Raw genomic sequence first — 25,286 nt, forward strand, 5'->3', positions numbered from 1 at the left:
CAATGGAAACCATGGAGGCGGTACACCAGACCGAGTTCCGCCACCGGCGCCTGTCGGGCCGGCCACTGGTGATCATCCCGCTGACCATGGCCGGAGAAGCCGGAGCTCCGCTGGCGGCCATGGTCGGCACCGCCAAGAGGGACATAACGCTGCTGGTCGTGCCGCAACCCCGCAACCGCGATCAGAGGTTTACGTTCGCCGCCGACCTGGGCCAGATCGTGATGAGGTACATCGACTCCTACCGCCAGGACCGCCGCGGCGACGGCGAGCGCTCCCATTACAGCGACGCGCCGCAGATCCTCGTCCCCAACCACGGCGGCATCAAAGCCCTGGCCGACCTCGGACGCATGTGCCGCTTCCGCTCGACGTCCGGCCCCTACGCCGTACCGGACGTCGTCCCCGAGTTCGGCATGTGGCTGACGTACCTGGTCGACACCGCCGAAATGGCCGGCACCTCCATGCTGCTGCCCGTCACCGCGATGCTCAGCGAGCACTGGGCCACCGGCCAAAGCACGCTGGAGGACCAGAACCTGGCCTCGCTCATGGCCTGGATCGCGCCCCCGGACGGGCTGAGCGTCGAGCAAGCCCTGGCCGACGCGGAGAATCCGGACATCTGCCCGCCGGCGGGCCCGGCGACGTCCCCGGAGTTCGACAACCGGCACCTGGCACCTGCGATCAAACGGTTCGACGCGGCCCACGCCCTCGGCGACCCGCACGCGCTGGCAACTGCCCAGGCCGAGTTGCGCGACCTGGTCGCGGAACAGGTCAAGCCCACCTGGCGCATGATGTGGACAGCCATATCGCTGCTGCGGTCCGTCCCCGAAGCGCCGCGGACCGCCAAGCGCTTCGAACGCGACTGCGTGTCCTTCACCTCCTACTCCGACTACCGGGATGGCGGCGGCTTTCCCCAGCGCAAGCGGGACACCGCGATCGGCGCGGCACAACGCCTGAGCCGGCTGGAGCGAGCGCTGGCCGACTTCGAAGCCGATATGGCGTTCGACGACCCGTTCGTGCTGGCCGACCGGCGCAGCGCCGGGGAGGCGTTCGCGGGAACGGTCGAGGAGAGCGAGCCGGGCCGGGTGGTCACCACGGCCAAGAACAGGCGGGTGCCACGCCCGTACGTCACCGTCCGCACCGACGACCCCGTACGGCTGGCCGCCGGCACCAAACTGATCAGCCCGTCCATGCCGGCAGGCCACAAGGCCGTCATCGCCTCCGTCCACCCCGACGGCGACGCCACGCTGGTCACCGTGGAGGTCACCGGCGGCATGGGACGCTCCCGCACCCCGAACCCGGGCACCGTCCCGGAGCCCGGCCAGCGCCTCTCCTACCTTCCCGACCCAGGCTGGCGCCCGACACCCGTGTTCCCGGCATCCGATCACACCCCGTGGACACACAGCCCCGGCCCCGACGAGCCGGACACCGACTCCGCCATACCCGAGGACGCCGCCGCAGAGGAGTGGGGCCATGAAGACTGACGACACCACTGCACCCGACCCGGCAGCGTCCGCAGACGCCGCCACCGCGGCGATCCTCGCCGACCTGGCCGACACTCGGCACAAGGCCGTCGTCGTCGACTCCCCGCCCGGCGCCGGCAAGAGCACCCTGGTGGTCCGCGCCGCCCAGGAACTCACCGCATGCGGCGAACGCCCGATCATCGTCGCCCAGACCAACAACCAGGTCGACGACCTGATCGAGCGCCTCGCCACGACGCACCCCGACCTCCCCCTCGGCCGCCTGAGCGCCAGCGACTACAGCCCGCCACCGGCCCTGGGTGCCCTGGCGAACACGACCGTCGGCCGCACCCTGGGTGACCTGGCCGGATGCCGGATCATCGTCGGTACCGCCGCCAAGTGGGCCACCGTCCGCGACAGCAAGTTCGGCTGGGCGATTCTGGACGAGTCCTACCAGATGCGTTCGGACATGCTGCTTCAGATCGTCGAGCGGTTCGACCGTGGTCTGTTCGTCGGCGACCCGGGCCAGCTGGACCCGTTCACGATCGTCGGCACCGAACGCTGGATCGGGCTGCCGCACGACCCGACGCAGAACGGCGTCAGCGTGATGCTGGAACACAACCGAGGCATCCCCGTGCACCGGCTGCCGGTGTCCTGGCGCCTCCCGTCCTCCGCCGCGCCCACCGTCAATGAAGCCTTCTACCCGTTCACCGGCTTTACCGCCGGAACCGCCCACGGCACACGCGCCTTGGAGTTCCGCACCGCCGGGTTCGGCAGCACAGACCTGGACGAGACCCTCACGATGGCGTTCACCACCGGCTGGGCCCTCCACGAACTCAAGCGCCGCCACGTCCCGCGCACCGACACCGAAACCATCCAGACCGCGGCCGACCTCGCCGGCCGGTTGCTGGACCGGGGAGCGGTCGCCACCTGCGAGCGCCACCGCGGCGGCCGCCCCCTGAACGCCGGCGACATCGCCATCGGCGTCGCCCACCGCGACCAGGCCGACCTGGTCCGTACCGCGCTCACCCGGACCGGCAACCCGGACGCTCCCGATGTGGCGGTCGACACCGCGAACCGGCTGCAGGGCCGCGAGTTCGAAGTCGTCATCGTCGTACACCCGCTGTCCGGCCGCCGGGACGCCACAGCCTTCCACCTGGAGACCGGACGGCTGTGTGTCCTCGCCTCCCGCCACCGGCAGGCATGCATCGTCGTCGCCCGCGAAGGCATTGCCGACCTCCTCGACAGCCACCCCTCGATGGATCCGGTGCACCTGTCCGTGCCGGCCAAATTCCCCGACGGCTGGGAAGCCAATCAGGTCATGCTGGCAAAACTCTCCCAGCACCGCGTCGCCGCATGACTCCCGGGCAACACCCTGACGCGGGTATGCAGCTCTCCCGTCGAAATCGAAAATCCATTCTTTTTCTGGGATTCGTCAGTACCGGCGGCCGGGACGGCGAAGTACTGATGGGTGGCGCTTTGTGTCCTGGCGGGAAACGGCCGTTGTTCCCAATTCGTGGGAGATCTGTCAGCGATGGCCTTCAAGCTAGGAAGCTCTGTACACGTGGGGAACGTACGAGGCGAGGGGTGGAATGGATCAATCGCGACAGTGGTGGCGGAGCGTTCTGTCCAGCGACTGGACTGTGTTCGCCCTGCCCGAGGACCTCGTGCGGGAACGCTATACGGCCCTGCTGGCTGCGTTGGAGGAATTGTCTACCCGCGGCCCGATGTGGACACCGGCTCAGATCCTCGAGCAACTACGCACCGTGGGTTACCACGATGGGCTGGCCGAGGAGCAGTTGCTGTCGTCGCTTGAGCAACTGGCCAAGTGGGAGCTGGCCAAGCCGTTCAGGGACTATGCGGCGCCGGTGCGCAACTATCGCGGGGTGATCTCGCGGCAGGAGGCCTGGGCGTTGACGCTGCGGGGTCGGGCGCTTGTAGCCGCCGTACGGGCAGCGGTGCTGGACTCCCGTCGTGCACTGCAGCTGCCGAGCCGGCTGCTGGACGGTGTGGAGCAGACGGTCCGCCGGATGCTGGAGCATTTCACGAGTGATCCTGGGCTGCTGACAGGTGATCTCGATGATGTGCGGACCCGGATCGACGAACTCCAGCGGGTTACGGCCGACTTCTACGGTGCGCTGGCGCAGATGGTCCAGTCCGATGTCACTGACGACGACGTGTTCGGCAGGAACCGGGACCGGGTGCTCGAGGCGCTGCGGCAGTTCCCGCGGGAGTATGGGCGGGCGCTGCGGCGGGTGGGGGACGCGCTGGCGGCGTTGCGGGAGGTGGGCCACGGTCCGGTCGTGGAGACCGCGGCCGTGCACGCGGGGCTGGTGGATCCGGCCGAGCAGCAGCGCTGGGTGGACGAGCGGATGCGTCGCTTGGCCGACTTGGAGGCGTGGTTCACGCCGGACGGGACGGTTTACCGGTTGATCGCTTCGGCGACTGGTGCTGTGCACACGCTCCTGATCGCGATCGACCGGCGATACGCGGCCAGGAGGCGGGGTGCGGATCTGGGGGCTGACTTCCGCTCTGTGGCGCGTAGTTTGCACCGGCAGGGCGGCGAGGAGCAGGCGCGGCGCGTGTACGGGGCGGCGTTTGGGGACTGGCCGGCGTGGCACGCTCAGATCGGGCCGGCCGAGGAGGACGTGGCGCATGCGACGGTGGCTGCAGCCGGACTCACGGTGCACCGCGTAGAGGTGACGCTGCGTGAGCATGAGCGGGTGGGGAAGCCTGGAGGCAGGCCCCGGAAGCTGGCGGACACCACCGTGGACCGGGAGGGCGCGCTGGCGCAGGCACGCGAGGAGGCGCAGCTGCGCCGCCGGTTTGCCCGGGTGCTGGTGACGCCTGGAGAGGTGGGGCTGGAGCATTTCGCGGGGTTGGCAGCGGATGCTTCGGTGATCTTGCTGCGGGCGGTGGAGGCGGCGCTGCAGGAATTCGACCCGGTGCTGGGGTTCGGGTCTGCGGTGGCCGAGGGGGCCAACGTCGTGGTGCGGGTACGGCCGGGGATGGCAGACCGGCAGGTCCGGGTGGAGTTGGCCGAAGGGGTGCTGACCGGCCCGGATCTGCGTATCCGTGTCGATGCGAGCGAGCGGGCCGACGAAGCGGATGTGCAGGGGGCGGCATGAGCGGCGAGATGTTGGAGGCCGATCTGCGGGATGCGGCCCGGGTGCTGGCGGATCGAGGACGGCTTCGCGCCGAGGCTGAGCCGGAGCTGTACCGGGCGGCTGTAAAGGGGCAAGCCTCGTTGGCGGGGCTGTTCCGGTCGGAACTGGGCTGGACGTTCGAGGTACTGGAGGTGGCGCAGCTGGTCCGGCTGCACAAGCGGCGTGTGGATGTCCCTGGCGACCGGGGGCCTTCGGTAACCCGCGGCGGAGGCCGTCCGGTGCTCCTGTCCCAGGAGGCGCTGGTGCTGGTGTGCCTGGTGTGCGAGCAGTTGTGGCGGCGGCCGCGGTTGAGCGTGCGGGAGTTGATGCAGGCGCTCGCGCAGGTGTGCGCAGAGGAGGCTACCTCTGGTGGGCTGCCGCGGGTGCAGTGGGTGGCAGGGGAGGGGACGTCGAAGCAGGAGGCCCGCTGGCACCGGCAGAACCTGGTGGACGCGTTGCAGGTGCTGGAGGCCGAGGGTTCGGTGGAGGCCGACTCCGACCTGGAGCGGGTCGTGATGGACGAGGACGCTGACCTTGTGGTGACGGCCTCGAGGGACCGGCTGGCGGCACGGTTCTCGTCACTGTCCCCCGCGCTGCTCGGCCTGGACGCGCTGCCTCCGCAGGAGCACGCGGCGGCATTGTCGACCGCTTCGCTGCTCGACCCGATGATGCCGGAGCCGGATCAGACGGCGTCGTTGGAGGAGCGGCGGCTGCAGGCGCTGCGGCGGCTGGTGGACGACCCGGGCGTGGATCCCTTCGACGAGCAGACGCCGGGGACGGCATACCTGCACACGCTGGCCGGCCGGGAGCGGGGGCTGGCACTGCTGGCCAGCCTGGGATTGGGGGTGACAGTGCGCCGGGACTGGTGGGAGGTCACCAATCCCAGCGGGCTCGGGACCGCAATGGACTTCCCCAACGGGCGGCGGATGGAGCGGCAGGCCGCGCTGGCGCTACTGGCTCATCTGTCCGAGCGGGGCCGGACTGGTTCGGTGGTGCAGGTGGGCGACGTAGTGGAGCTACTGGAGGAGGTGCGGGCGGTGATGCCGAACTGGGCGGCCGGTCACAAGGCGCAGCTTCCCGCGTTGGCGCGGGCAGCGATTAGTGAGCTGGCGGCCGCGCGGCTGCTGGTTCCGGTGGTAGGTGAGACGGAGCAGTGGCAGGCGACGCCCGGGGTGCACCTGTGGCGGGTGCGGGTGGCGCACGCCGCCCGTGGAGCAGCGGGGCCGGAGCCCGGCGAGGCGTCCGGTGCCGAGCCGGCTGAGGGGGACGTGTGAGGATCGCCGGAAACGGGCCCGTCCAGGCCGGTGGTCTTGGGCTGGGAATGCCGGTCGCGGAGGGCCGCTGGCAGCCCACACGGGCCGGAGTGGTGAACTCCTGGGCCTGGGCCGAGGAGGAACTCCTGTTCGCCAACGGGTGGCTGACACTCGCGGGACCGAACGGGTCGGGGAAGTCCTTGTCGGCATCGATGCTGGTCACGGTGCTGTTGGACGCGGATGTGTCGCAGACCGCCTTGTCGGTGTCGGGGAAGGCAGCGGGGACGTTGCTGAGCCGGCACACCGACCGGGACGAACAGCAGGACCGCACGGGGGTGTGGTGGCTGGAGTACGGGCGGCGCACCGATGGCGGGACTGTGGAGTATGTGACGACCGGGTTGTGGCTGAGGGCAGTCGGCAAGACGGTGCACCGGGTGTTCTTCCTGGCGCGGGGACGAGTCGGGGAGCAGCTGAGTCTGCAGGTGGACCGGGAGCCGGTGCGGATCGGTGACCTCGCAGCGCAATTGGCTGCCTGTCAGGGGCAGGCCTTCACCTCCAGCTCCTCGTCTGCGGCCTCGAACCGGGCGCGGTTGTCGGAGCATCTGCGGGTGGTCGGGGACGAGCACGACTACCGGCGGGCGGTACGCGAGGAGTTGTTCGCCCCGCTGGACGAGGTGCAGTTCGACGCGCTGGTGGGAGTGCTGCGCAGCCTGCGCAGTGTGCGCACTGCCGAGGCGATCTCCGCAGCCGAGATGGGCCGGCTGCTGTCCAGCGCACTGCCTGCGCTGGACAGCGAACGGCTGACGGTGATCGCTCAGGCAATGGAGCGGATCTCCGAACTCGAGGACCAGTTGGAGCGTGCCCAGGCGGAAGAGAAGCTGCTGCAGGGCGCGGAACGGGCGTATCGCCGGTACGTGGAGGCGGTGGCGGTGGTCGAGGCCGCCTCGCTCATCGCGGCGAACACCGGGTTCGACGCTCAGACCAGGCGTGAGCGCCAGGCGAGTGAGGAGGCGCAGCAGGCCGGGGCGCGGGAAGCCGAGGCCGTGGAGCTGCTGGCCGGGACGCGAGCCGAGATCGGGGAGTTGGAGGGTCGCAAGAACGCGGCGGAGGAGGAGCTGCGTGGACACGCAGGCGCGGTCCTTCCGCAGCGTGAGCAGCGGGCGGTCGAACTGGCCGCTGCCGCCCGCACGGCGGCCAAACGGTCGGACGAGGTCGGCGGCGAGGCTTCCCGGGCTGAGGGCGCCGCCCGGGAGTCGGCGGATGGCGTCCGGTCGGCGCAGGGCGCCGTGTCGGCGGTGTCCGGGCCATTGCGGGTGGTGGGGGGCCGGCTGGGCGCGGATGCGGCCCTGGAGGGACTGCTCACCCTCGACGAGCGGCTGGTGGCGGCCGAGGCCGCGGCAGTGGCTGCAGGCGTGGTCGACGAGGCGTGCGCGGCACCGCTGGCGTGGGTGGACACCCGGATCTCCCAGATGCGGAAGGTAGAAGCCGCGCTCGGAGACCATGCGACGGCGCAGGGAATGGAAGTCGCGGCGGCGGCCGATCTGCGCGAGGCCGAAGGGGTCGAGGAAACGGACCGGGCCACGGCCGACCAGAAGGGCAGGACGCGGGCGCGGGCCGAGGACACGCTGCTGGACGAGATGCGGCAGTGGGCAGATGAGGCAGTGGAGTTGCGCGGTCCCGCCCTCGAGCTGCTCGTGCGGGACGGTCGCGGCGACGGGGAGCGGTTGCCCGTCGGGAAACTGACAGCAGGGCTCGCTCAAGTCGCGGGCGAGGCGCGGGCGAGGATCGACGCGGCAGGGCACCATCGGCAGGCAGTCGCGGACTGCGCGGTGGCCGAGCAGGCGGCTGGGGCATGGGAGCAGGCACGCACGCTGTGGGAGCAGGCACTCAGCGCGGCCGAGCACGCCTCGAAGGCATTGCGCGGGGCGCAGGAGGAGGCCCTGGAGCAGGACGCGGCCGAGCAGGTGGCCCGGGAGCAGCACCAGGAGACGCACCTGCGGCAGGTCGCACAGGCGGAGGCCGCAGTCGCGCAGGCTCAGGAGGCAGCGGACGGGGCCGGATCGGCGGCCGTGGCGGCCTGGGAGCAGTGGCAGGGCCTGGTCGGCCGGTGGCGGCATGACGCGGTACTGATCGACGTCGGCATGGTGCCGGAGCCAGCCGGGGACGGGACCACGGTCGACGCCATGCAGACAGTCGCGCAGATCCAGGTGTCCCTGGAGCGAGCGCACGCAGCGGCCGCCGGACGGCTCCAGCGTGCGGTGGACGCCGCCGACCAAGCGGCGGGACTCGCGCAGGAGACAGTCCGCGACCTGGAGCAGCAGCTGGAGCAGGCCCGACAAGCGGCGCCGGTGCCACCGGCACCGCTGTGGCGCAGCCGACAGCCCGTGGACGGCACCCCGTTGTGGGCGCTGGTGGACTTCGCCGAACACCTGACTGACGAGGCCAGAGATCGCCTCGAGGGTGCTCTGCTGGTCAGTGGCCTGCTGGACGCACTGGTCCGTGCCGACGGACAGGCGGTGGCAGGGGATGTGACCCTGCGACCTGGAGCTGCGGCGGCGTCGGGAGCGAGTCTGGCGGACGTACTCCGGCCCGACGCGCAGGGCCGGATCGCCCCCGAGCGGGTCCACCAGCTGCTGCAGTCGATTCCCCTGGACCCGTCGGCGGACGATCAGGTCACGATCGCGGTGGCGACCGCGGTCGCACCGGCCGGCTACCAGGCGCGGTTCATCGGGCAAAGTGCCCGCGAACGCGCCCGGCTCCAGCACGTAGCCAGCCTGGAGCAGCAACTCGACCATGCGCAGGGGGCATTGCATCGGGCACGCGAGGAGACTGCGCGCGCTCGCGCCCGGGTGAACGCCGCCGCGATGGAGCGGGACCGGTTCCCCTCCCCCGCCGGGTGGGAGCAGGCCCGTGAGAGGTGGCAGGGCCTCCTCCGGGCGCTGCAGGAGACCCGCAACCGGTCCGCCCAGGACATCCGCCTGGCCGAACGCGGGCTGGCGCAGGCACTACACGCCCTGGACGCGGCTGCCGCGCGGCGCCGCAGCGCGCTGGAGCTGCTGGCCCAGGAGGCACGGCACACCGAACAGGTGGCGACCGCGGCACTGGCCGCAGCCCGGGCGGCTGAAGGCACGGCGCGGGAGACGGCCGGGACCGCGGCCGCCAGTCACGCCGGGTGGGAGCAGGCAAAGGACGCCCAGGCGCACGCCGATGCCGAGCAGGCCGGTTTCCCGCCGCTGGATCAGGTCTTCTCGGCCCAACAGCAGGAGGACGACGCGAGCGAGCAGTTGCAGCACTCCATCAGGCGCACGGCCGACGCGCGCGAGCGGCACCGCCGGGCCGGCGAGGCCGTGCGTCAGGCGCTGCGGGCGTTGAACCGGGCAGCCGACGCGGGGGGCGGCACCGTACTGCCCACGGATCCGAAGGCGGCCGATGCCCACCGCGAGGACACCACCTTGATGTTTCGGCAGGTCGAGGCCTGGCGGGGCGCCGCAGGGCGGGTGATCGACCTCGCGGGACGGGCACGCCAGGACGCGGCAACCGCCGAACGCTGGCGGACCCTGGCGGCCGACGCCGCCCGGGAGGCAGAGCAAACCGCCGTGGACGCGGGACGCGAGAAGGCGGCTGTCGAGGAGATGCGGCGCCTGCACGGCGCCGAGTACGAGGAGCTGCGCGCCTCGCTGCAGGAGGTCACCGGTGCGCTCGACCGCGCCCGGGCACGGGTGGAGGAGCTGCAACGCGCCAAGGAAGAGGCTGCTGCTGACGCGGCGTCGGCTCGGGCGCGGCTGGATGAGGTCGCGCCGCTGCGTCAGGCGGCCGAGGAGCACCGCGATGCCTGCCTTACCCGGTTGGGCCGGCTCGTCGACGAGGGCCTGGCCCTGGTCGGCGAGGACATCTCCACCGGGCCGGAGGGCCGGCCCGCGAACCTGACCGCGGGACTGGCCTGGGCCAGGCACCTGCTGGCCGACCGCCCCACCGGGCCAGGCGCGGGGGTGGGGGCGGACCGGCTCGCCGCGGCGTCCCGGGCCCGGGACGCCGCGCTGAAGACCCTCGAGGGCGCCGCCCGCACCGCCAACAGCGCACTGGCCCGGTTCAACCGCCAGGTCATCCTCACCAACATTTCGGGCACCGGTTGGCAGCGTGCCGAGGTCGCCGACCCGGCCGCCGCCCGCGGCCAGGACCTGCGCGCAGCGGTGGAGGCACTGCGCGCGGCAGTCGCCCAGCTGGAGCAAGACCTGCGCGCCGACATCAAGAAGGCCATCAAGACCAGCATGTTCGCCCAGCTGCAGCGCGACGTTCAGGTCCGCCAGGATCTCGCGCAGCAACTGGTGCGGCAGATCGGCCAGACCCTGGCGGACGTGCGTACCGGGGTGGCCCGGGTCGGCGTGAAGGTCGAGTGGGCGGTGCGCAAGGACGCGGACGCGAAGGCCATGGTGGAACTGGTGAAAAGTCCCCCCTCGGACGAGATGTTCGAGCGGATGTATGACGTGCTGCGGCAGCGGATGGACGAGTCCGTCGGGGACACGTGGGCGGATCGGGTCGCGCACACCTTCGACTACCGGGCCTGGCACGAGTGGACGATCTCGGTGACACACTCCTCGTTCAGCGATGGGGACGGTGACCGCTTCAAGGAGGTCAAGCCGCGCGGCATGAACCCGCTGGAGACGTTGTCGACCGGGGAACGGCGCCTGGCCACGATGCTGCCCCTGCTGGCGGCCGCGTGGTCGATGTACAGCGGGGAGTACCGCGGGCCGCGGCTGCTGTCGATCGACGAGCTGGATGCGGCGTTCGACGACGCGAACCTTCGGCAGATGCTGGGACTGCTGCGCCGGTGGGAGTTCGACGTGCTGGCGACCGCCCCCTCGATGACCCCAGTGATCAAGAAGGAGGCCGGGCAGGTCGTCATCCACCAGGTCATCACCAGCGGGAAGCACCGAGTGACGGTGCCGTGGCTGTGGCAGGGCCACGGCGAAGCGCAGCCGCTGACGCTGGACCTCGGCCTGGGCTTCGACGGCGGGATGGCCGACTGATGGGCACGACATGGGAATGGGTCGCGGACGATGAGGCACTGGCCCCGCTGTGGTCCGCCGTGCACGACCGGCTGTGCGCCGGGACGGATCCGGCAGCAATGGCAAGTGTGCGGGTGACCGGGCTGCCGCCGGCGGGGATAGCAGCGTTGCGGGCGTGGCTGGACGACGCAGGGCGGCTGCGGCGCGGCACCTCCGCAGTGGTCGTGGACGCCCGCGGGGCGCGAGTGCCGGTACGAGCGCTACGCCAGGTGCTGCAGCTGGAACCACAGGACCTGGTGGCACTGGTGGAGCATGCCGTGGGACGGCCGGTGATCGACCGCGCACGGCAGCGCATGAGCGACGCGGCGCTGCGCCAGGATGTGTGGCAGTACGCGGCCGCACAGCTGCCAGCATGTCCGGGGCTGGTCGCGCGGATGCGCGCCGCCGGGATCGGCGTCGACGATGGCACAGGGGTGCGCAAGCTGGTCGACGCCCTCGCCGCTGTGGCGACACGGCTGCCGGCCGACCCGCCGGTCTCGCTGCCCAAACTCGCCCACGACACCGCCGGTGACCCCCATTTCTTCGACCTCGACACCCTCGCCGGCAGTCGACTCGTCACACTGGTCGCCGAACTGACCGGACAGGTCGAGCCGACACGGCCGGACCGGATCCGTGCCCTGCTCGAGCAGACCGGAGTCGTCCCTGACCGGCTCACCGCCACCGTGCTGCTCCACCACGTCCAGGCCATCGGCGACGGATCGGTCGACCGGCGCCTACGCGACGCCGTCGCCCCGGTTGCGCTGCACCTGTTCGACCTGACCCGCACTCCCCCACATCTGGACCCGACCCAGGTACTCACCGTGGTGGAGAACCCCTCCGTCCTCGAAGCCGCCCTCGCCTGCGGCCACACCGCGCCGCTGGCGTGCACCAGCGGACAGCTGCGCGCCGTCGACCACGCCCTGCTGCAACTCGCCGTCGACCAGGGCGTGGCGCTGCAGTACGCAGGCGACCTGGACGGGCCAGGGCTCGGCATCGCGCACACCGTCGCCCGTCTGTACGGCGCCAGACTCGTCGCCATGGACCTGGCCACACTCCACGACGCCGGAACCCACCCGTCCGCAGTGTTGCTGGGCCCGCTCCCCGCCGAAGACATCGATCTGCAGCTCGCCCGCGAACTGCGCAACGTGGGGCGGGTGGTGTTCCAAGAACACGACGCCGTTCTGGACCGCCTCCTCCCACCCGCTTCCGCCTACTGAGCTTGACTCATGGAGTCGTTGGGGTGAGGGACAGTTCGGTCCCGGTGAGGCATCCGTCGATGAGGTGGGGACGATGCCGTGCCAGATGGTCTGAATGAGGTGCTCGGGTGTGGTGAAGGCGGTATTGGACAGCCAACAGCGCAGCCGCCGATACCGTCCGCCACATCAACAACCACAGGAGCGAGACCTGATCGACAAGCCCCCGACCAACCTGTCACGTCACGGACATACACGCCTTCAAACACACCCTTCTGTCATCCCCGTTTGGACTCGTACGGGCTCCAGCCACGCAGGTACGGGCGCAGGTCCTCTGGTGTGATCGTCGGAGGGTCCGGTAGTCCTGGGTTGTGAGGTACGGGGTCGATGCGGTCCGCATAGGCCCGGGCCCAGGTGGTCCAGGCAGTGGTTGCTTCGGCCACGTCGGTGGTGGCGTGGTGGTCTTCGAGCGCGTCGCAGTAGGCGCGGATGGCAGTGGCTTCCTGCCAGGCCTGTACCTGCGTGCGCAGGGCCTTCAGCCGGTGGTCTTCCAGAAGGGCAGTGCGAGCCTGCTGCATCGCAGTCAGCCAGCGTTGGCGTGTCTCTTCTTCCTTACGCTGCTGGACCTGCAGTCGTTCGTACTCGGCGTGTGCGCGGTGGCCGATCTCTCGGAACAGGGCGGGGAGTTTGTCTTCCAGGCGCCAGCGTTGCCTGTCTCCCCAGTGAGAGCGTCGGCCTCGATGGGCGTAGGTGTGCTCGAGGCTGAGTTCGAGTTCGTGGGATGGGCGTGAGGTGCGCGCCGTCACGCGTTGCCAGGCGTACTTCGCGCCGCTGGGGTCGGGGACCTCGTAGGAACCTTCGTGGAAGGAGAGCGGGAAGGAACTGTCGCCGATGGTGATCACCAGACTGGCTGCTGAACCGGTCTCGGGGTTGCTGACCGTGTAGTTCTTGGCTTCGGCTGCGTGGCAGAGGGCATGGATGATGCGGCGGGCGCGGGGCTGGCAGTCGGGGCAGGCCGGGATGTGGGCTGCGGCGGCTGCGGGGTGCACGGTTTCTGGGGGCAGGTCGTCGGGGACGGGGACGGTCTCGTTTGGGGGCGTGGAGCGTCGCGGCGGTGGCCCGGGGCGCAGGGCGATAATCAGGTCGCCTTTGTCGCGTCCGGTGTGCTGGAGATGGTGGCCGTCGGGGACCAGATGGGCTGCGCGTGCGGCGTGCAGGACGCGGCGCCAGTGGGCCCGCTCGTCCGGGGTGGGGTTGATGATGTGCAGGGTGCCACCTGCTTGCTGAAGTCTGGTGATCAGTTCGGCTGCCTCGGGTGCCGTCGACGGGGCAGAGGCGCTTGGGCGTGGGGCGAGCGCGGTATCGGTGTGAGCGAGGTGCTGGAGGCCGGTTTCGGTGGGGGCTGCGCTCCAGCGGCCGTCGGCCCGGGTTGTGGTGACCAGGCCACGACTGCGCAGGGCGTAGACGGTTGTGACGAGGTCGGAGTCGTCGGAGGTGATGGGCGTCTGGCCATGGCAGATGCGGCGCAGGACTTCGAGTTGGCGCTCATTCAGCTTGGTGCGGGACACGGATCTTCCTGTCGTGGCTGCCCGGTCGGTCGGGGGTGTCAGTCGTCGCGCTCGGCCTGACGCAGCGTCTCGAGGGGGATGCCGAGTTCCCGCTGGAAGCGGTCGGCGGCCTTGGCCTGTCCGGCCTGGCGGAGGCAGCCGATGGCCTGCTCCATGAGCTGGCCGATGCGGAGGACTTCGTCGCGCAGGGCCTTGAGTTCTTCGAAGTTCTCGACCACGTCGGCGCCGCACCATTGGCGCAGCAGGTTGTAGGCGGGTTGGTTGCTGCGGTCGACCTCTGCGCAGATCTCGGCGCTGATGTGGGTGCCGGGATTCTTGCCGCGGCCGGGGTAGAAGCGGCCGTAGATGGCGTCTTGACGTGCCTGGCGTTCGTGTTTGTCCACGACGGCCATCAGGTGGTCGGCTCGGGTGCGGGCCAGGAGTCGTGCCACCTCAACGGTGGTGGGCCAGGGCGCGGTCAGCGCGCCGTCGGTGTCGGTGAAGGCCCGTGGATCGCTGCGGAAGAAGCTTTCGGGCACGTCGACGAGCGCGGTCAGCGCGGGGACATCGTCGACGTACAGCAGGCCCCGGTCACGGTAGTTGACGCCGAAGGACACCACCCCCTCCCACAGATGCTCGTCGAACAGGATGACGACCGCCCGAAATGCGGTGTCATCGTCGTCCGGACTGTCCCGCGTCAGCTCGCTCCATCGCTCCTCGCGGGCCAGCCAGGCGTCCTTGTCCTGCCAGGCCACGCGGAGTCGGGCCGGCGGCACCCACTCCTGCCGGCCTTCCGCTTCCTCCGCGACGAAGCGCACTTTGACCCGCACCGGGCGTTGCGTGCCCATCTTCAGGACCTCGACCTCTGCAACGGGTCCGTGGTGTGGCGCCACCCGGTACGCCCACCGCTCCCCCACTTCCACAAGCCCTCCTCTCCGACCAACGCCTCGCCACCATCCTGCTCCTGATCACACGGCATGAAGGTGAGCTCCATCAGACCTGCGCCCCCGTAGCGGTGGAAGAACGGTGTTGTCGCCCGTTGGCCAAGGGTCTCTGATGCCGGCGCGGACTTCGGGCCCGGATGCTCGATTCCAGGAAGAGCGCTCTGTGGGGCCCGTCGGGGTCAGGCAGCGCGCTCGTAGGTGGTGCCGGTCCCGAGGACGTCGTCGAAGGGTAAGGCCCGCTGGCTACTGACCAGGTGGTAGGCGCCGCTGGTGGGGTGGAGGGTGTGGAAGCTGTTGTAGAGGACCTCCGCGGGTGTCAGGACACGGAGGTCGCCCAGGACGTAGTACAGCGGCACGGGCGCGTGGACGCCCATGAATTGCATGCCTGCCAGGGCGCACTTGTGGGAGATGGCGTAGTTGCGGGAGGTGGTGCTGGGCGTGCGCGAAATCCCTGAACGGGCTCGCCAGGCCGCCGCATTCGCCTGACCGCTCGACGCATAGCGGGCACACGACGCAGCCCAACCGCTAGCGACTGGTCTCGAGGTCGTTGAGGACGGCGAGGACCGGGCCCCAGCACATGCCGACGGTGTCGCGGTCGGGTGTGACGCCTCGTTCTTGTTGTTGGCGCAGGTGGACGAAGTTTCGGTAGTCACGGACGATCTTCATGAAGTCATGGGCGTCCATCTGGATCCAGCCGCGGGACCGGGCGGTGTCAAGCAGCAGGGAGAAGCTGGTCCGTTCGGGAGGCACGAGCTTGCCGTTGGGCAGGACGAAGCCCTGCAGCAGGGTGGGGTCGCGGTGGGTGAGGACGTCCAGGAGCAGCGCTTCGGCGAAGCTGCCGATGCCGATGAGGGTGAGGCCGTAGGCGCCGTGCTGTTCGCAGATCTGGGTTTCGGTGACGCGCTCCATGAGCTGCTGGAGGAAGGCTTCACTGCTGACGAGGGGCCGTATGCGGGCTTCGAGGTCGTCGGGAACGGTGAAGACGGTGGTGTGGCCGTCGGTGCCGGGCTGGCCCAGGACGGGGCGTCCCGAGACGTAGGTGACGGTGAGCTGTTCGGCGGCGAGGTGAGTGTTGAGCGTCTGGCGCACGAGGTCGGCCGAGGCGAGGCCGTCGTCGTATTCGAGCGGGTCGCAGATGCGGCACAGCAGTCGGCTGACGGCGGCCACATCGTCGGTGCTGGTGAGGATGTCGGAGAGCCAGGGGATGCGGGGTGAGCCGTCGTACTCGGCGGGCTGGGGCCATCCGGCGCGTTGGAGGAGCTGGGTGAGCTGATAGCCCCGGCGTTCGAAGGAGCCGTCGATGTCGACGATGAGGCGGGCGACGCGCTCGAGGGTGAGGGGATCGAGAGGTTTCACTGCGGGGTCTCCCTGTCTGCCGTGTGCTGGGCCTGTTCGAAGGCGCGGGTGAGGCGCTCGACGATGACGCGGCCGCGCTTTTTGAAGCCCAGTTCGGTGATGGCCTGGTTGATGCGGGTCTCGCGGTCGAGCTGGAATCCGTCGCTCAACAGCCAGGACGCCAGGGCCAGCAGGTCGGCGTCGGAGTAGTCGCCGATGCGGTCCGCCGCGGGTAGGGCGGGGCGAGGGCGGCGTGTGGCCGCCGCTGGAGGCGGGGGTGCTGCCGGACCGGGCGTGGGGGCGGGATCGGCGGGCGTTTCGTCGGCCTGTCGTACGGCGTCACGCCAGACAGCAAGGAGGCGGTCGATTTCGGTGTTCGGGTTGGTGAACCAGTCGGCGGCCCAGATGCGGTGGAAGCGCCAGCCGAGTCGTTCCAGGTGTGCCTGGCGTAGGCGGTCGCGGTCTCGGGCGCTGGGAGCGCTGTGGTAGCGCTCGCCGTCGGTTTCCACGGCGAGGATCATCTGGCCGGAGCGTTCGGGGTGGCCGAGGGCGAAGTCGATGCGGTAGCCGGACACGCCCCACTGCGGTGTGACGGGGACGTTGGCGGCTTCGAGGGTGGCGAGGACCTGTTGTTCGAAGCCGTTGAGGTTCCAGTCGGTGCGTGCGGTTCCGGTGCGCTGGAGGTCTCCTCCGTGGGAGCAGTACTCGAGGAAGGCGCGCAGCAGTTCGGGTCCGCGGTTGCGGGTGTTTTTGAGTTTGCCGGGGTCGAAGTCGTGGTGGGTGAAGGAAGTGACGACGGTCATCGACTGGCGGGCGCGGGTGATGGCGACGTTCAGACGGCGCTCTCCGCCGTCGTTGTTGAGCGGGCCGAAGGACATGGAGAGCCGGCCGTTGGCGGCTTTGCCGTAGCCGATGCTGAGGATGATGGCGTCGCGTTCGTCGCCCTGAACCTGCTCGAGGTTCTTGGTGAAGAAGCGGCGCCGGGCTCCGGCGTCGGGGCTGAAGAACTCCTGGAGTTCGGGGTGGTCTTGGAGGGCGTGGCGCAGCGCGAGGTTGATGCGGTCGGCGTGGCGTTGGCCCATGGTGATGACGCCGAGGCTGAGATGGGGGGTGTGGGTGGCGTGGTCGAGGGCCAGTTCGACGACTCGTTCGACTTCCTCGGGGAGGGAGCCGCTCTGGCCGGGCTGGGCGTGGCCGTCGATGGCCACCAGGCGGATGGGGCTGGTGAGGGTGGTGCCGGGGAAGGTGACGAGCCGGTCGTCGTAGATGGTGTGGTTGGAGAAGGCGATCAGGCGTTCGTCGCGGCTGCGGTAGTGCCATTTCAGGGTGTGGACGTGGGGCAGGCGGCTGCAGAGCAGGTCCAGCAGTGACTCGTAGGCGGCCGGGGGCGCGGCATCGTCGAGGTCGTCGTCGGTGTCCTCTTGTGTGCCGCTGAGGACGCGCTGGAAGAAGGTGGTGGGCGGGAGTTGGTGAGGGTCTCCGGCGACGATGACCTGCCGTGCGCGCATGATGGAGGTCATCGCGTCGTGCGGCAGGACCTGGCTGGCCTCGTCGAAGATGACGACGTCGAACAGGCGGGTGGCGGGCAGGACACGGCTGACGACGAGGGGCGACATGGCCCAGCATGGCTTGGCGGCCAGCAGCACGTCAGGGGCCTTCTCGACGAGTCTGCGCAGCGAGAGGTGCCGGGACTTGCGGCGGGCTTGGGTGCGCACCAGGGTGTTCTGGTCGGGGTGGGCGTCGCGGACCTTGCGGAGCCGGACGGCGACTTCGTAGCGGACACGGGCGGGGTTGCTGTCGCGGTGGATGAGGTCGTTGCGGCGGAACTGCTCGACGACGTGGTCGTGTTCGAGGCGGGTGAAGGAGCGCAGGTAGGCGGAGCGCATGTGCGCCTCCTCCAGCACCGATGACCACCACAGGTAGTCGAAGGTGGCCACCGCCGTGTCGGGGTCGGCGTCCGTGTGTGCCAGCTCGTCGAGGAGGCCGCCGAGTCCGGCCGCTTCGAGGCGGTCGGTGAGCTGGTTGAGTTCGGGCATGCGCAGCAGGGTGTCGCGGTCGCCGTCGAGGCGCTGAATGGTTTTGTCTACGTCGTCGGCGGGAGCGGTCTGCCAGCCGTCCCAGCGCACGCACAGGGCTATCGCGGCCAGACGGCTCTGCAGATCCGTGAACGCGGTCAGGGCGCGGGTGAGTCCGGGGACGGTCCAGGGGGTCGCATTGCCGGTCACGGACAGCGTCTGCCAGCGGGTGTGCTGCTCGGCGGCCCGGAGGAGGGCGGCGTGCAGAGCGGGGCGTTCGCGCAGACCGTCCTTGGTCAGGCCACGCGCCTTTTTGATCAGTTTCCGGCGGTTCCACCAGCTGATGTTCCGGTCGTGCTCCTTGCGCCAGGCGCGGCTCGCGGTGGCGGCGATGAGCTCGTCCAGGCCGGGGGCGAAGACGGCTGCTTCGAAGCGGGCCAGTGTCGCGGTGACGTCCTGCAGCAGGGTGAGCAGGGCCTGCCATCCCTGGAGGTCGTCGGCCGGGCGCAGGCCTGCGGTGTCCACCAGGTGGGCAAGGGTGCGGCGGGTGTCGCTCAGTGCTGTGCCGGTGAGCTGGTCGAGGCCGGCCACCACGGCGCGCAGTTCGTCATCGGTGCGGGCCTGGGTGTGGGACCAGGGGGATTCGCCGCGGCGGATGGTCAGTCCTTTCTTGGCGACGAAGGTCCGCAGATCCTGCTCGGTCCGGCGATGGTGCTCGCCGTGGAGGTGGCGCAGTGCGGGGCCGCGCAGCCGCAGGCGGGTGTGATGGGCGGGCGGGCAGCCCATCAGGTGGGTGATCGCCTGGTGCGGGCTCACCTGCCAAGGATCGAGCGGCTGGTGGAACTCCTGTATGTGCCGGAGGGTTTCCTCGCGGTAGTGGGCCAGGCCGGTGTGCAGGTCGGCCGGGCGGGGCGGAGCCTGCTGGCCTGCGCGCTCCAGGGCGTCGTGGAGTTGCTGGGCGATCTGGCGGCGGCTGAGTTTGTTGCCGTGGAGGTCGAAGACCAGGCCGTCCAGGTCCACGGTGGCGAGGTTGTCGGTGACGGCTTCGATCGCGGCGCGTTTCTCGGCGACGAACAGGATGCGTTTGCCCTGGGCCGAGAAGGTGGCGATCAGGTTGGCGATGGTCTGGCTCTTGCCCGTTCCCGGTGGTCCTTCGATCACCAGGTGGGAGCCGGCCAGCGCGGCGCTGATGGCTTTTTGCTGGGAGGCGTCCGCGTCGAGAACGAGGTACTCCGAGCGGGGCGGGATGTCGTCGGCGCTGGCTGGAGCGCGCGGGCCGGTGGCCTCGGCCAGGGCACGGTTTGCTTCCCGGTCGCCGGCCAGGGCGGCGATGACCGGGTGGTCGGCCAGCAGGTCGGTGGCGTTGCGCAGGTCCTGGACCATGGGCAGCCGGTCGAAGCTGAAGACGCCCGCCACGATGCGTTCTTCCAGTTCGGCCGTCAGGTTGCTGCGGACGAGAAAGGCCTCGAGGATCTCGTAGGCGAGGGGGATGCGGTCGGCCGGGTCCGCGCATTCCTCCAGTGCGGTGGACACCTTGTCGGCAAGGATTTCCGTATCGCCGTCCATGCCGTACTGGCGGCTGAGCGCGTACAGCAGCACCGGATTGATCTCCGCCTCGCCCACCGTCGCGAGGACGAAGTCGTTCTCGGACGCGGTGCGCGGCTGGATGGCCAGAGGCTGCAGGAGCAGCGGGGCGCGCAGCGCTGACACAGGGGTGCTGCCGCGTGTGGGCGGCGGGTCGACGCGCAACAGGCCAAGGGCCAGGCGCCCGGCCTCGATGCCCTGTTCCTCGTCCAGTTCCACCATCCTGCGGCGCAGGCTCCGTGCCCGAGTGCAGGCAGGACCGTGGTCGGCGGCAGCGGGGAACAGGGCGGCCAGGCGGGTTTTGCGTCCGGCCAGGAGCGAGGTCAGAGCCTGCGGATTCGCTCCGGTCACATCCAGCGACGCGGTTTTGGTGTCCTTGAAGTGCAACAAAGTGTTGTAGGGCCCGAAGTCGACCAGAGCGTCGGCCCACTGCTGTGCCTCAGCGGCCACTTTCTCCCGACGAGCGTGCCGCACTATGGCATCCACGTATCCCCCTTGGCTGGTTCGTCCGCCGAACCCGGCCCGCCGAGCGCCGGAGCCCGCCCCTGCAGGCGAACAGACCAACGTAGGAGGCAAAGACACGTTGAAACAGGCAGAGTTGGAGCGCGCACAGGGCGCGAAAGAAGCACACACGGCGCACTACGGGCGCCCGGAAGACACCACTGTGCCGTCTGTCGACTCCGGGAAGAGATCAAGGACGCGGCTGGAACGGGGCGGTGCGGGATCCGGTCGAGGCCGGCCGTCCGCCAGACAAGACGGCGTCCTGTTCAAGATCAGGCGTGCCGCGGCGTCTTTCGCCCGAGCGGCTGTCGCACACTCAAGATCGTGCTCCTCCCTCATCCGCGTTGCCTGGAGCGGCCGTGTCGTACCGGCGGCTGGTGTCGTGGATTCCCCTTCCGTACGCGAGGGTCCAGCGCAGGTCTCCCGAGTCTGGGCAGGCCTGCCATGACCTGAGCAGCCCGGTTGCTGCCAGTTGGTCAAGCAGGGTGGGTAGTTCCGCGAGCGGGACGCCACAGGCGCGCGTCATCTGGTCGAGCTCGCTCAGACCGCTGCCGTCTTGCGGGTCGGCGTGCGCCGCGAGGTAGGCGCTCGCCAGTTGCGGCAGCGGTCCGATTGCACCTGCTGCCGAGGAGGAACTGACGCGCAGTGCCCAGTCCGCGGCACGCATCCGGTCGGGGCGGGCTGGGGCTTGGCCGAGCACCGCGGCGTCAAGTAGTTCAGCTACAACCTCGTTGGCCGCGTTACCGGGGATGATGCGAAGCCATCGCGCGTGCTCCAGCTCGCGCCATGGGTCCTGGACGGCGTTGAGGCGGAGGCTGCGCAGCACGCCATTGGGCAGCCGGACGTGCATTCTGATGTCCACGCGGAGCGCGCACTGCAGCGCGAGCAGGCGCGCGGCGGCCGAAGTGCCCGCTGGAAGGGCAGCGGCCAGGTAGCTGAGGATTTCGCGGACCCGGATCCGTTCGTCCGGTCCCTTGGGGCGGCGTCTGTGCCGCCGGGCGATTTTCGGGTGCAGCGGTACGCGAGCGAGGACGGTGTCGGGCACTACGGCGGCCTGTGCTGTCGCTGCGGCACAGGCGCTGCAGGCGTCGGCGAGCCGCCATACCCGTCCGCCGCGTTCGCGTGCGAGGAGGAGGCGGATGGGGCCGGCGCAGCCGCGGTGGCGGGGGTGCCACCGGCAGCCGCGTTCATGGCACTGGCAGATCCGTAGGTGCGAGGGACAAAGATCGCCGCGTGCGTGCCGTGCGAGATGGGCAAGGGCGACCGAGCGAGCGGAGGTTGCTGTGATCTGCCCGCCGCTGTGCGGGCATTGTTGGCATACGAGGACAAGCCCGCTGGCGTGCGAGCGTAGTTCCACGGTCCAGGCGCGTGGCGTTGCCGGACATGCTGTGCGCAGCCTCATGGGCGCGTGTTCCTCCTGTCGCTTCCACGCCGGTCCCGTTCTTGGTTGTGGGGACGGCCGACCACCGTAGTGCAGACCTCTGCCCTCCCGCGGCCGCCATCACCTGGGAAAATAGGGCAGAGGTCTGCACTGACAGGGCATGGGTCTGCACCGTCGGATGGACGGGTGACGATCTTGCCGCCCGATCCGGACCTCGACGCGCTGCGGTTGGAGCTCGCGCGTCTGCGGGCCGCGCGCGGGTGGAGCTACGACGAGCTCGCAGCCCGCAGCGGCCTGGCCAGACGCACCGTCATCGAGATCGAGCAGGGCCGCACCATCGGCACGCTGAAGACCTGGCACGCCCTCGCCCACGCCCTGGACACCCCGCTCGACGAGCTCTTCAGCACCCTGTGTCACGGGCACGACCTGCCCGGCCCGGCGGGTAGCTGACAGCCCGCCAAGACGACTGCCGCGAACCACTCGAACCGGCGAGACCATATCGAACGCGCGACCGTACACTCGCGCACCAGTCGCACGCTGTGAGGCCGACCGGGCGACCCGTCAGCACTGCTGAGGCAAAACCGGCGTGGTGGCTGGCAGGTTCGCCCGCATGCGCTCCACACCATCTCCCGTGGCCCGGCACTGGGACGGAAGCCCCCTCGCCCACCGCGTGCGCCGTTCCCTGCATGTCTCCCCCAACGGCGGCAGCCGGCTGCTGCGTTGTGGCCAAGGCGACCGGTGCCGCGAGTGCGGCAACCGGATCGAGTGGTACCACCGCGGCACTCAGCGGCCCGTCCGCCTTCATCCGCGGGAGCTTCCGGCCGCCCGGGTGCCCGCCGCATGCCGCTGGCATGTCAGCTCCGGTGTTGCCTACCCGGCTGGAGACGGCAGTAGCTGGTGCCGCCTGCCGCATGCCGCCGTCTGTCCCGCCCGAGACGTTCCCCCGCCCCCTCCCGAGCTGGCCGAGCTGCGCCGGTCGCTGGCCGTGAACACCCGCCGCCTGATCGACGCCGGCGTCTTCACCCCTCCCCCGGCGTCTCTGGACAGCCCGGCCCCCCAAGGAGAGGACCCGGCGGTCTGCCGCCCGGCCCGTCCCATCGTGCAGCTGCTGTACGTGCGCTACCTTGCCGCCCGCCCGGTGGAGGAGATCCAGTGCATCGCCCAGACCCGGCGCCGTCACCGCTGCACCAGTACCCTGCTCTCCCCCGACGCCCCGGCCGGCACCTGGACGCTGGTCCCGGCCACTGCTACGAGCGGTCAGCTGGCCCTGCCCGCCGCGGTCATGGCGGTCTACGACCTCAGCGGCATCCCCTACGCCGAGCAGCTGCGCTGGCGCGCACAGCGCTGCTGGCAGCACGCCGCTATCCCCGCGGCCGCCGACCTGGCAGTGGCCGACTGGGAGCCTTTCGACCCGCTCCGCCACCACGAGCACGTCCACAACCGCCTGCCCGCCCGCACCCGAGGCCCCGGCCTGATGGGCAGGGCAGACGGGGCAGTCCGCCCATGACGCCGCTCCGTGCCGTAGAGATCACCCTGACCAGGCCCGCCACCCATAGCGAGCTCCGGCACGCCCGAGAAAGCGTCCGGCTGGCCGCCAACGCGGACCGTGCCCGGCTGATGGCGGTCCAGGGCGCGCGCAGTGCCGGCGGTGCCCTGCACGTGCTGCGGCGCCGGCTGGGCACGCGGCTGCCGATCGACATCATGACCACGCACTACCCGGACCGGCGCGGCCAGGTTCTGATCAACATCGCTCTCAGCCACCGGACCGATGCCGTTCTCCGCCGGGCCGCAGCGGCCCGGGGGCAGAGGCCGCAGGATGTGCTCGGGCAGTGCGTGACCTCAGACCTTGCCCGGCATGAACAGGAACGCGCTCGGCGGCTGGAGGACCGGTTCGAAAGCCTGCTCGCCCACCACACCCTCGAGGAAGTCCTGGTGTGCGCGGCCCGCACCCATCTCGGTCGGCATCACCGCTTCGTCCCGACAGAGCCGTGAGCCCGTCCTGCGACCGGCACTCTGCCAGGACGACAGCGGATACCGCCGTCCTCGCTCTCCTCTGCCCCCATGCTTCTCTCTTCTCTTTCGCGGAGCCCTTGTTGCACACGCCCACCGACGAACAGGCGCATGCTGCCGACGCTTTCCGGGCCGGTCACCATCTCGTCCTGCAGGCCGGCGCCGGAACAGGGAAGACCAGCACGCTCGGTCTCCTCGCTTCCGGCACCCAACGCCGCGGCCGCTACCTCGCCTTCAACAAGAACATCGCCCAGGACGCCGCCGCCCGTTTCCCCCGCACGGTGCTGTGCAAGACCGCCCACGCCACGGCCTTCGCCGCCGTCGGTCACCGCTACACCCGTCGGCTCAACAGCCCCCGCCAGCCTGCGTGGAAGACCGGCCAGGCACTCGGTATCACCCGTCCGGTCCGCATCGGCGCTCACGAGATCAGCCCCCGGGTGCTCTCCCACACCGTGCTGCGCACCGTCACCCGCTACTGCTATTCCGCCGACCGAACCCTGGCCCGCCACCATGTACCGCAACTGCGTGGCCTGGGCACACCCGGCGACCACACCCAACTCGCCGCCGAAGTGCTGCCGTTCGCGACCAAGGCTTGGGCCGACCTATACAACCTCGACCAGGGCGTGGTCCGTTTCGAACATGACCATTACCTGAAGATGTGGGCGCTGACCGGGCCGAGGATCGAAGCCGACTTCCTTTTCCTCGACGAGGCGCAGGACACCAATCCGGTCTTGGAAGACGTCTTCGCCGCACAGCGCGACCATGCCCAGCTCGTCATGGTCGGTGACTCGGCCCAGGCCATCTACGGCTGGCGCGGCGCCCGTGACGTGATGACCGGCTTCGACGCCACCCCCCTCACTCTCACCCGTTCCTTCCGCTTCGGCCCATTGATTGCCGAAGAGGCCAATCGGTGGCTCGCGCTCGCCGACGCCCCCATCCGGCTGACCGGAAGCGAGTCCGTTCCCACCGAAGTCGGCAGCCTCAACCGGCCGGACGCCGTGCTGTGCCGCACCAACATCGGAGCCATGGCCGAAGTCATGCAACTGCTCGCCGCCGGCCACCGCGCCGCCCTCACCCGCGGAGGACAGCAGCTGGCCGCACTCGCCCTCGCGGCCCGCGACCTCAAGAACGGCCGCCGCACCTCCCACCCCGAACTCGTCCTCTTCGCCGCCTGGGGCGAACTGCAGGACTACGCCGCCCACGACCCCGCAGGACGTGACCTCCAGCCCTTCGTCGACCTCGTCGACACCCACGGACCCGACGCCATCCTCGCCGCCGTCGACCAGCTCACCGACGAAGACCATGCCGACGTCACCGTCACCACCGCCCACACCGCCAAGGGCCGCGAATGGCCCACCGTCAAAATCGCCGACGACTTCCCCCCACCCAAGGACACCGACCAGCACGACGCCCAAGGCCAGCCCATTCCGGAACCCGTCAGCGACACCGACGCCCGCCTCGCCTACGTCGCCGTCACCCGCGCCCGCCACCACCTCGACCTCGGTGGGCTTTCCTGGATCAACACCCACCCCACTGCAGCAAGCGCGGGCTGAAACCTGCCGAGGGTAGCGTCATGACCTGCGCGGGGCTACGCCCGGCTCCCCACCGAGCAGGCCCACCGGCCAAAGGAGGCCACCACGATGACATTCACGCCAGCGGAGCGAGAAGCGATCGCCGCCCACTCTGCCGCACTGGGCCTGTCCGCTGATGAGTACATCCGTCAGACGGCAGCCGACCGGGCCCTGTCCTGGCAGCGCGAGCGGGAAACCTTCCACGCGATGGCGCAGCGACGTGGCTGCACTGCCGACGAGCTCGTGCAGCGCGGAACCCTCACCGACAACAGCCTCTAACCAGCCCGCGCCCATAGCCGCCGGGGCA

At 70.2% G+C, this 25,286-nt stretch carries 17 protein-coding genes; 11 read left to right on the top strand and 6 right to left on the bottom strand.

The genetic code is table 11. The annotated features are described in order from the left end of the window. Positions 1 to 11 precede the first annotated feature (11 nt). The 6 genes from ACWD5D_RS11350 (at position 12) to ACWD5D_RS11375 (ending at position 12,115) form a co-directional block, all read left to right on the top strand. Positions 12 to 1,478 (top strand): hypothetical protein, encoded by a 1,467-nt coding sequence (locus ACWD5D_RS11350; protein ID WP_451372571.1) that lies wholly within the window; start codon positions 12 to 14, stop codon positions 1,476 to 1,478. Continuing rightward, the gene (locus tag ACWD5D_RS11355; RefSeq protein ID WP_451372572.1) at positions 1,468 to 2,814 is read left to right on the top strand and encodes an AAA domain-containing protein; all 1,347 of its coding nucleotides are present in this window, start codon (positions 1,468 to 1,470) and stop codon (positions 2,812 to 2,814) included. The genes ACWD5D_RS11350 and ACWD5D_RS11355 overlap by 11 nt, the downstream gene beginning before the upstream one ends. Positions 2,815 to 3,097: 283 nt before the next feature. Further along, positions 3,098 to 4,582: a DUF2397 family protein gene (locus ACWD5D_RS11360; RefSeq protein ID WP_351343770.1), complete on the top strand. Its 1,485-nt coding sequence runs from the start codon at positions 3,098 to 3,100 to the stop codon at positions 4,580 to 4,582. Next, complete coding sequence (locus ACWD5D_RS11365; protein ID WP_451372573.1) at positions 4,579 to 5,874, top strand: DUF2398 family protein; 1,296 nt, start codon at positions 4,579 to 4,581, stop codon at positions 5,872 to 5,874. The genes ACWD5D_RS11360 and ACWD5D_RS11365 overlap by 4 nt, the downstream gene beginning before the upstream one ends. Next, positions 5,871 to 10,880 carry an SbcC/MukB-like Walker B domain-containing protein gene (locus ACWD5D_RS11370; protein WP_451372574.1) on the top strand — a complete coding sequence of 1,670 codons (5,010 nt, stop codon included), beginning with the start codon at positions 5,871 to 5,873 and terminating at the stop codon, positions 10,878 to 10,880. Before ACWD5D_RS11365 ends, ACWD5D_RS11370 begins: the two co-directional genes overlap by 4 nt. Further along, the gene (locus ACWD5D_RS11375; RefSeq protein WP_451372575.1) at positions 10,880 to 12,115 is read left to right on the top strand and encodes a TIGR02679 domain-containing protein; all 1,236 of its coding nucleotides are present in this window, start codon (positions 10,880 to 10,882) and stop codon (positions 12,113 to 12,115) included. The genes ACWD5D_RS11370 and ACWD5D_RS11375 overlap by 1 nt, the downstream gene beginning before the upstream one ends. A gap of 254 nt (positions 12,116 to 12,369) precedes the next feature. On the opposite strand, the gene ACWD5D_RS11380 is transcribed toward ACWD5D_RS11375, so the two are convergent. The 6 genes from ACWD5D_RS11380 to ACWD5D_RS11405 form a co-directional block, all read right to left on the bottom strand. Then, positions 12,370 to 13,659 carry a hypothetical protein gene (locus ACWD5D_RS11380; protein WP_451372576.1) on the bottom strand — a complete coding sequence of 430 codons (1,290 nt, stop codon included), beginning with the start codon at positions 13,657 to 13,659 and terminating at the stop codon, positions 12,370 to 12,372. A gap of 38 nt (positions 13,660 to 13,697) precedes the next feature. Then, positions 13,698 to 14,486 carry a hypothetical protein gene (locus ACWD5D_RS11385; RefSeq protein WP_451372577.1) on the bottom strand — a complete coding sequence of 263 codons (789 nt, stop codon included), beginning with the start codon at positions 14,484 to 14,486 and terminating at the stop codon, positions 13,698 to 13,700. Between the two features lie 275 nt (positions 14,487 to 14,761). Continuing rightward, positions 14,762 to 14,965 (bottom strand): hypothetical protein, encoded by a 204-nt coding sequence (locus ACWD5D_RS11390; protein ID WP_451372578.1) that lies wholly within the window; start codon positions 14,963 to 14,965, stop codon positions 14,762 to 14,764. A gap of 142 nt (positions 14,966 to 15,107) precedes the next feature. After that, the gene (locus ACWD5D_RS11395; protein WP_451372579.1) at positions 15,108 to 15,938 is read right to left on the bottom strand and encodes a hypothetical protein; all 831 of its coding nucleotides are present in this window, start codon (positions 15,936 to 15,938) and stop codon (positions 15,108 to 15,110) included. Further along, a complete protein-coding gene (locus tag ACWD5D_RS11400) occupies positions 15,935 to 19,966 on the bottom strand; it encodes an AAA domain-containing protein (protein WP_451372580.1) in 4,032 nt (1,343 codons plus the stop codon). Before ACWD5D_RS11400 ends, ACWD5D_RS11395 begins: the two co-directional genes overlap by 4 nt. A gap of 367 nt (positions 19,967 to 20,333) precedes the next feature. Then, complete coding sequence (locus ACWD5D_RS11405) at positions 20,334 to 21,062, bottom strand: hypothetical protein (RefSeq protein WP_451372581.1); 729 nt, start codon at positions 21,060 to 21,062, stop codon at positions 20,334 to 20,336. A gap of 522 nt (positions 21,063 to 21,584) precedes the next feature. Here ACWD5D_RS11405 and ACWD5D_RS11410 point away from each other — a divergent pair. The 5 genes from ACWD5D_RS11410 (at position 21,585) to ACWD5D_RS11430 (ending at position 25,258) form a co-directional block, all read left to right on the top strand. Next, on the top strand, positions 21,585 to 21,848 hold the full coding sequence (locus tag ACWD5D_RS11410; RefSeq protein WP_451372582.1) for a helix-turn-helix transcriptional regulator: 264 nt from the start codon (positions 21,585 to 21,587) through the stop codon (positions 21,846 to 21,848). Between the two features lie 160 nt (positions 21,849 to 22,008). Beyond that, entirely contained in the window at positions 22,009 to 22,905 is an 897-nt protein-coding gene (locus tag ACWD5D_RS11415) for a DUF6083 domain-containing protein (RefSeq protein WP_451372583.1), read from the top strand. After that, positions 22,902 to 23,390, top strand: coding sequence for a hypothetical protein (locus ACWD5D_RS11420; protein ID WP_451372584.1), 489 nt, complete (start codon positions 22,902 to 22,904; stop codon positions 23,388 to 23,390). The genes ACWD5D_RS11415 and ACWD5D_RS11420 overlap by 4 nt, the downstream gene beginning before the upstream one ends. A gap of 101 nt (positions 23,391 to 23,491) precedes the next feature. After that, positions 23,492 to 24,961, top strand: a complete 1,470-nt coding sequence (locus tag ACWD5D_RS11425; protein ID WP_451372585.1) for a UvrD-helicase domain-containing protein — start codon at positions 23,492 to 23,494, stop codon at positions 24,959 to 24,961. 87 nt (positions 24,962 to 25,048) lie between these two features. Next, complete coding sequence (locus ACWD5D_RS11430) at positions 25,049 to 25,258, top strand: hypothetical protein (protein WP_451372586.1); 210 nt, start codon at positions 25,049 to 25,051, stop codon at positions 25,256 to 25,258. Positions 25,259 to 25,286: the final 28 nt, after the last annotated feature.

The sequence above is a fragment of the Streptomyces sp. NPDC002520 genome, assembly GCF_053595235.1.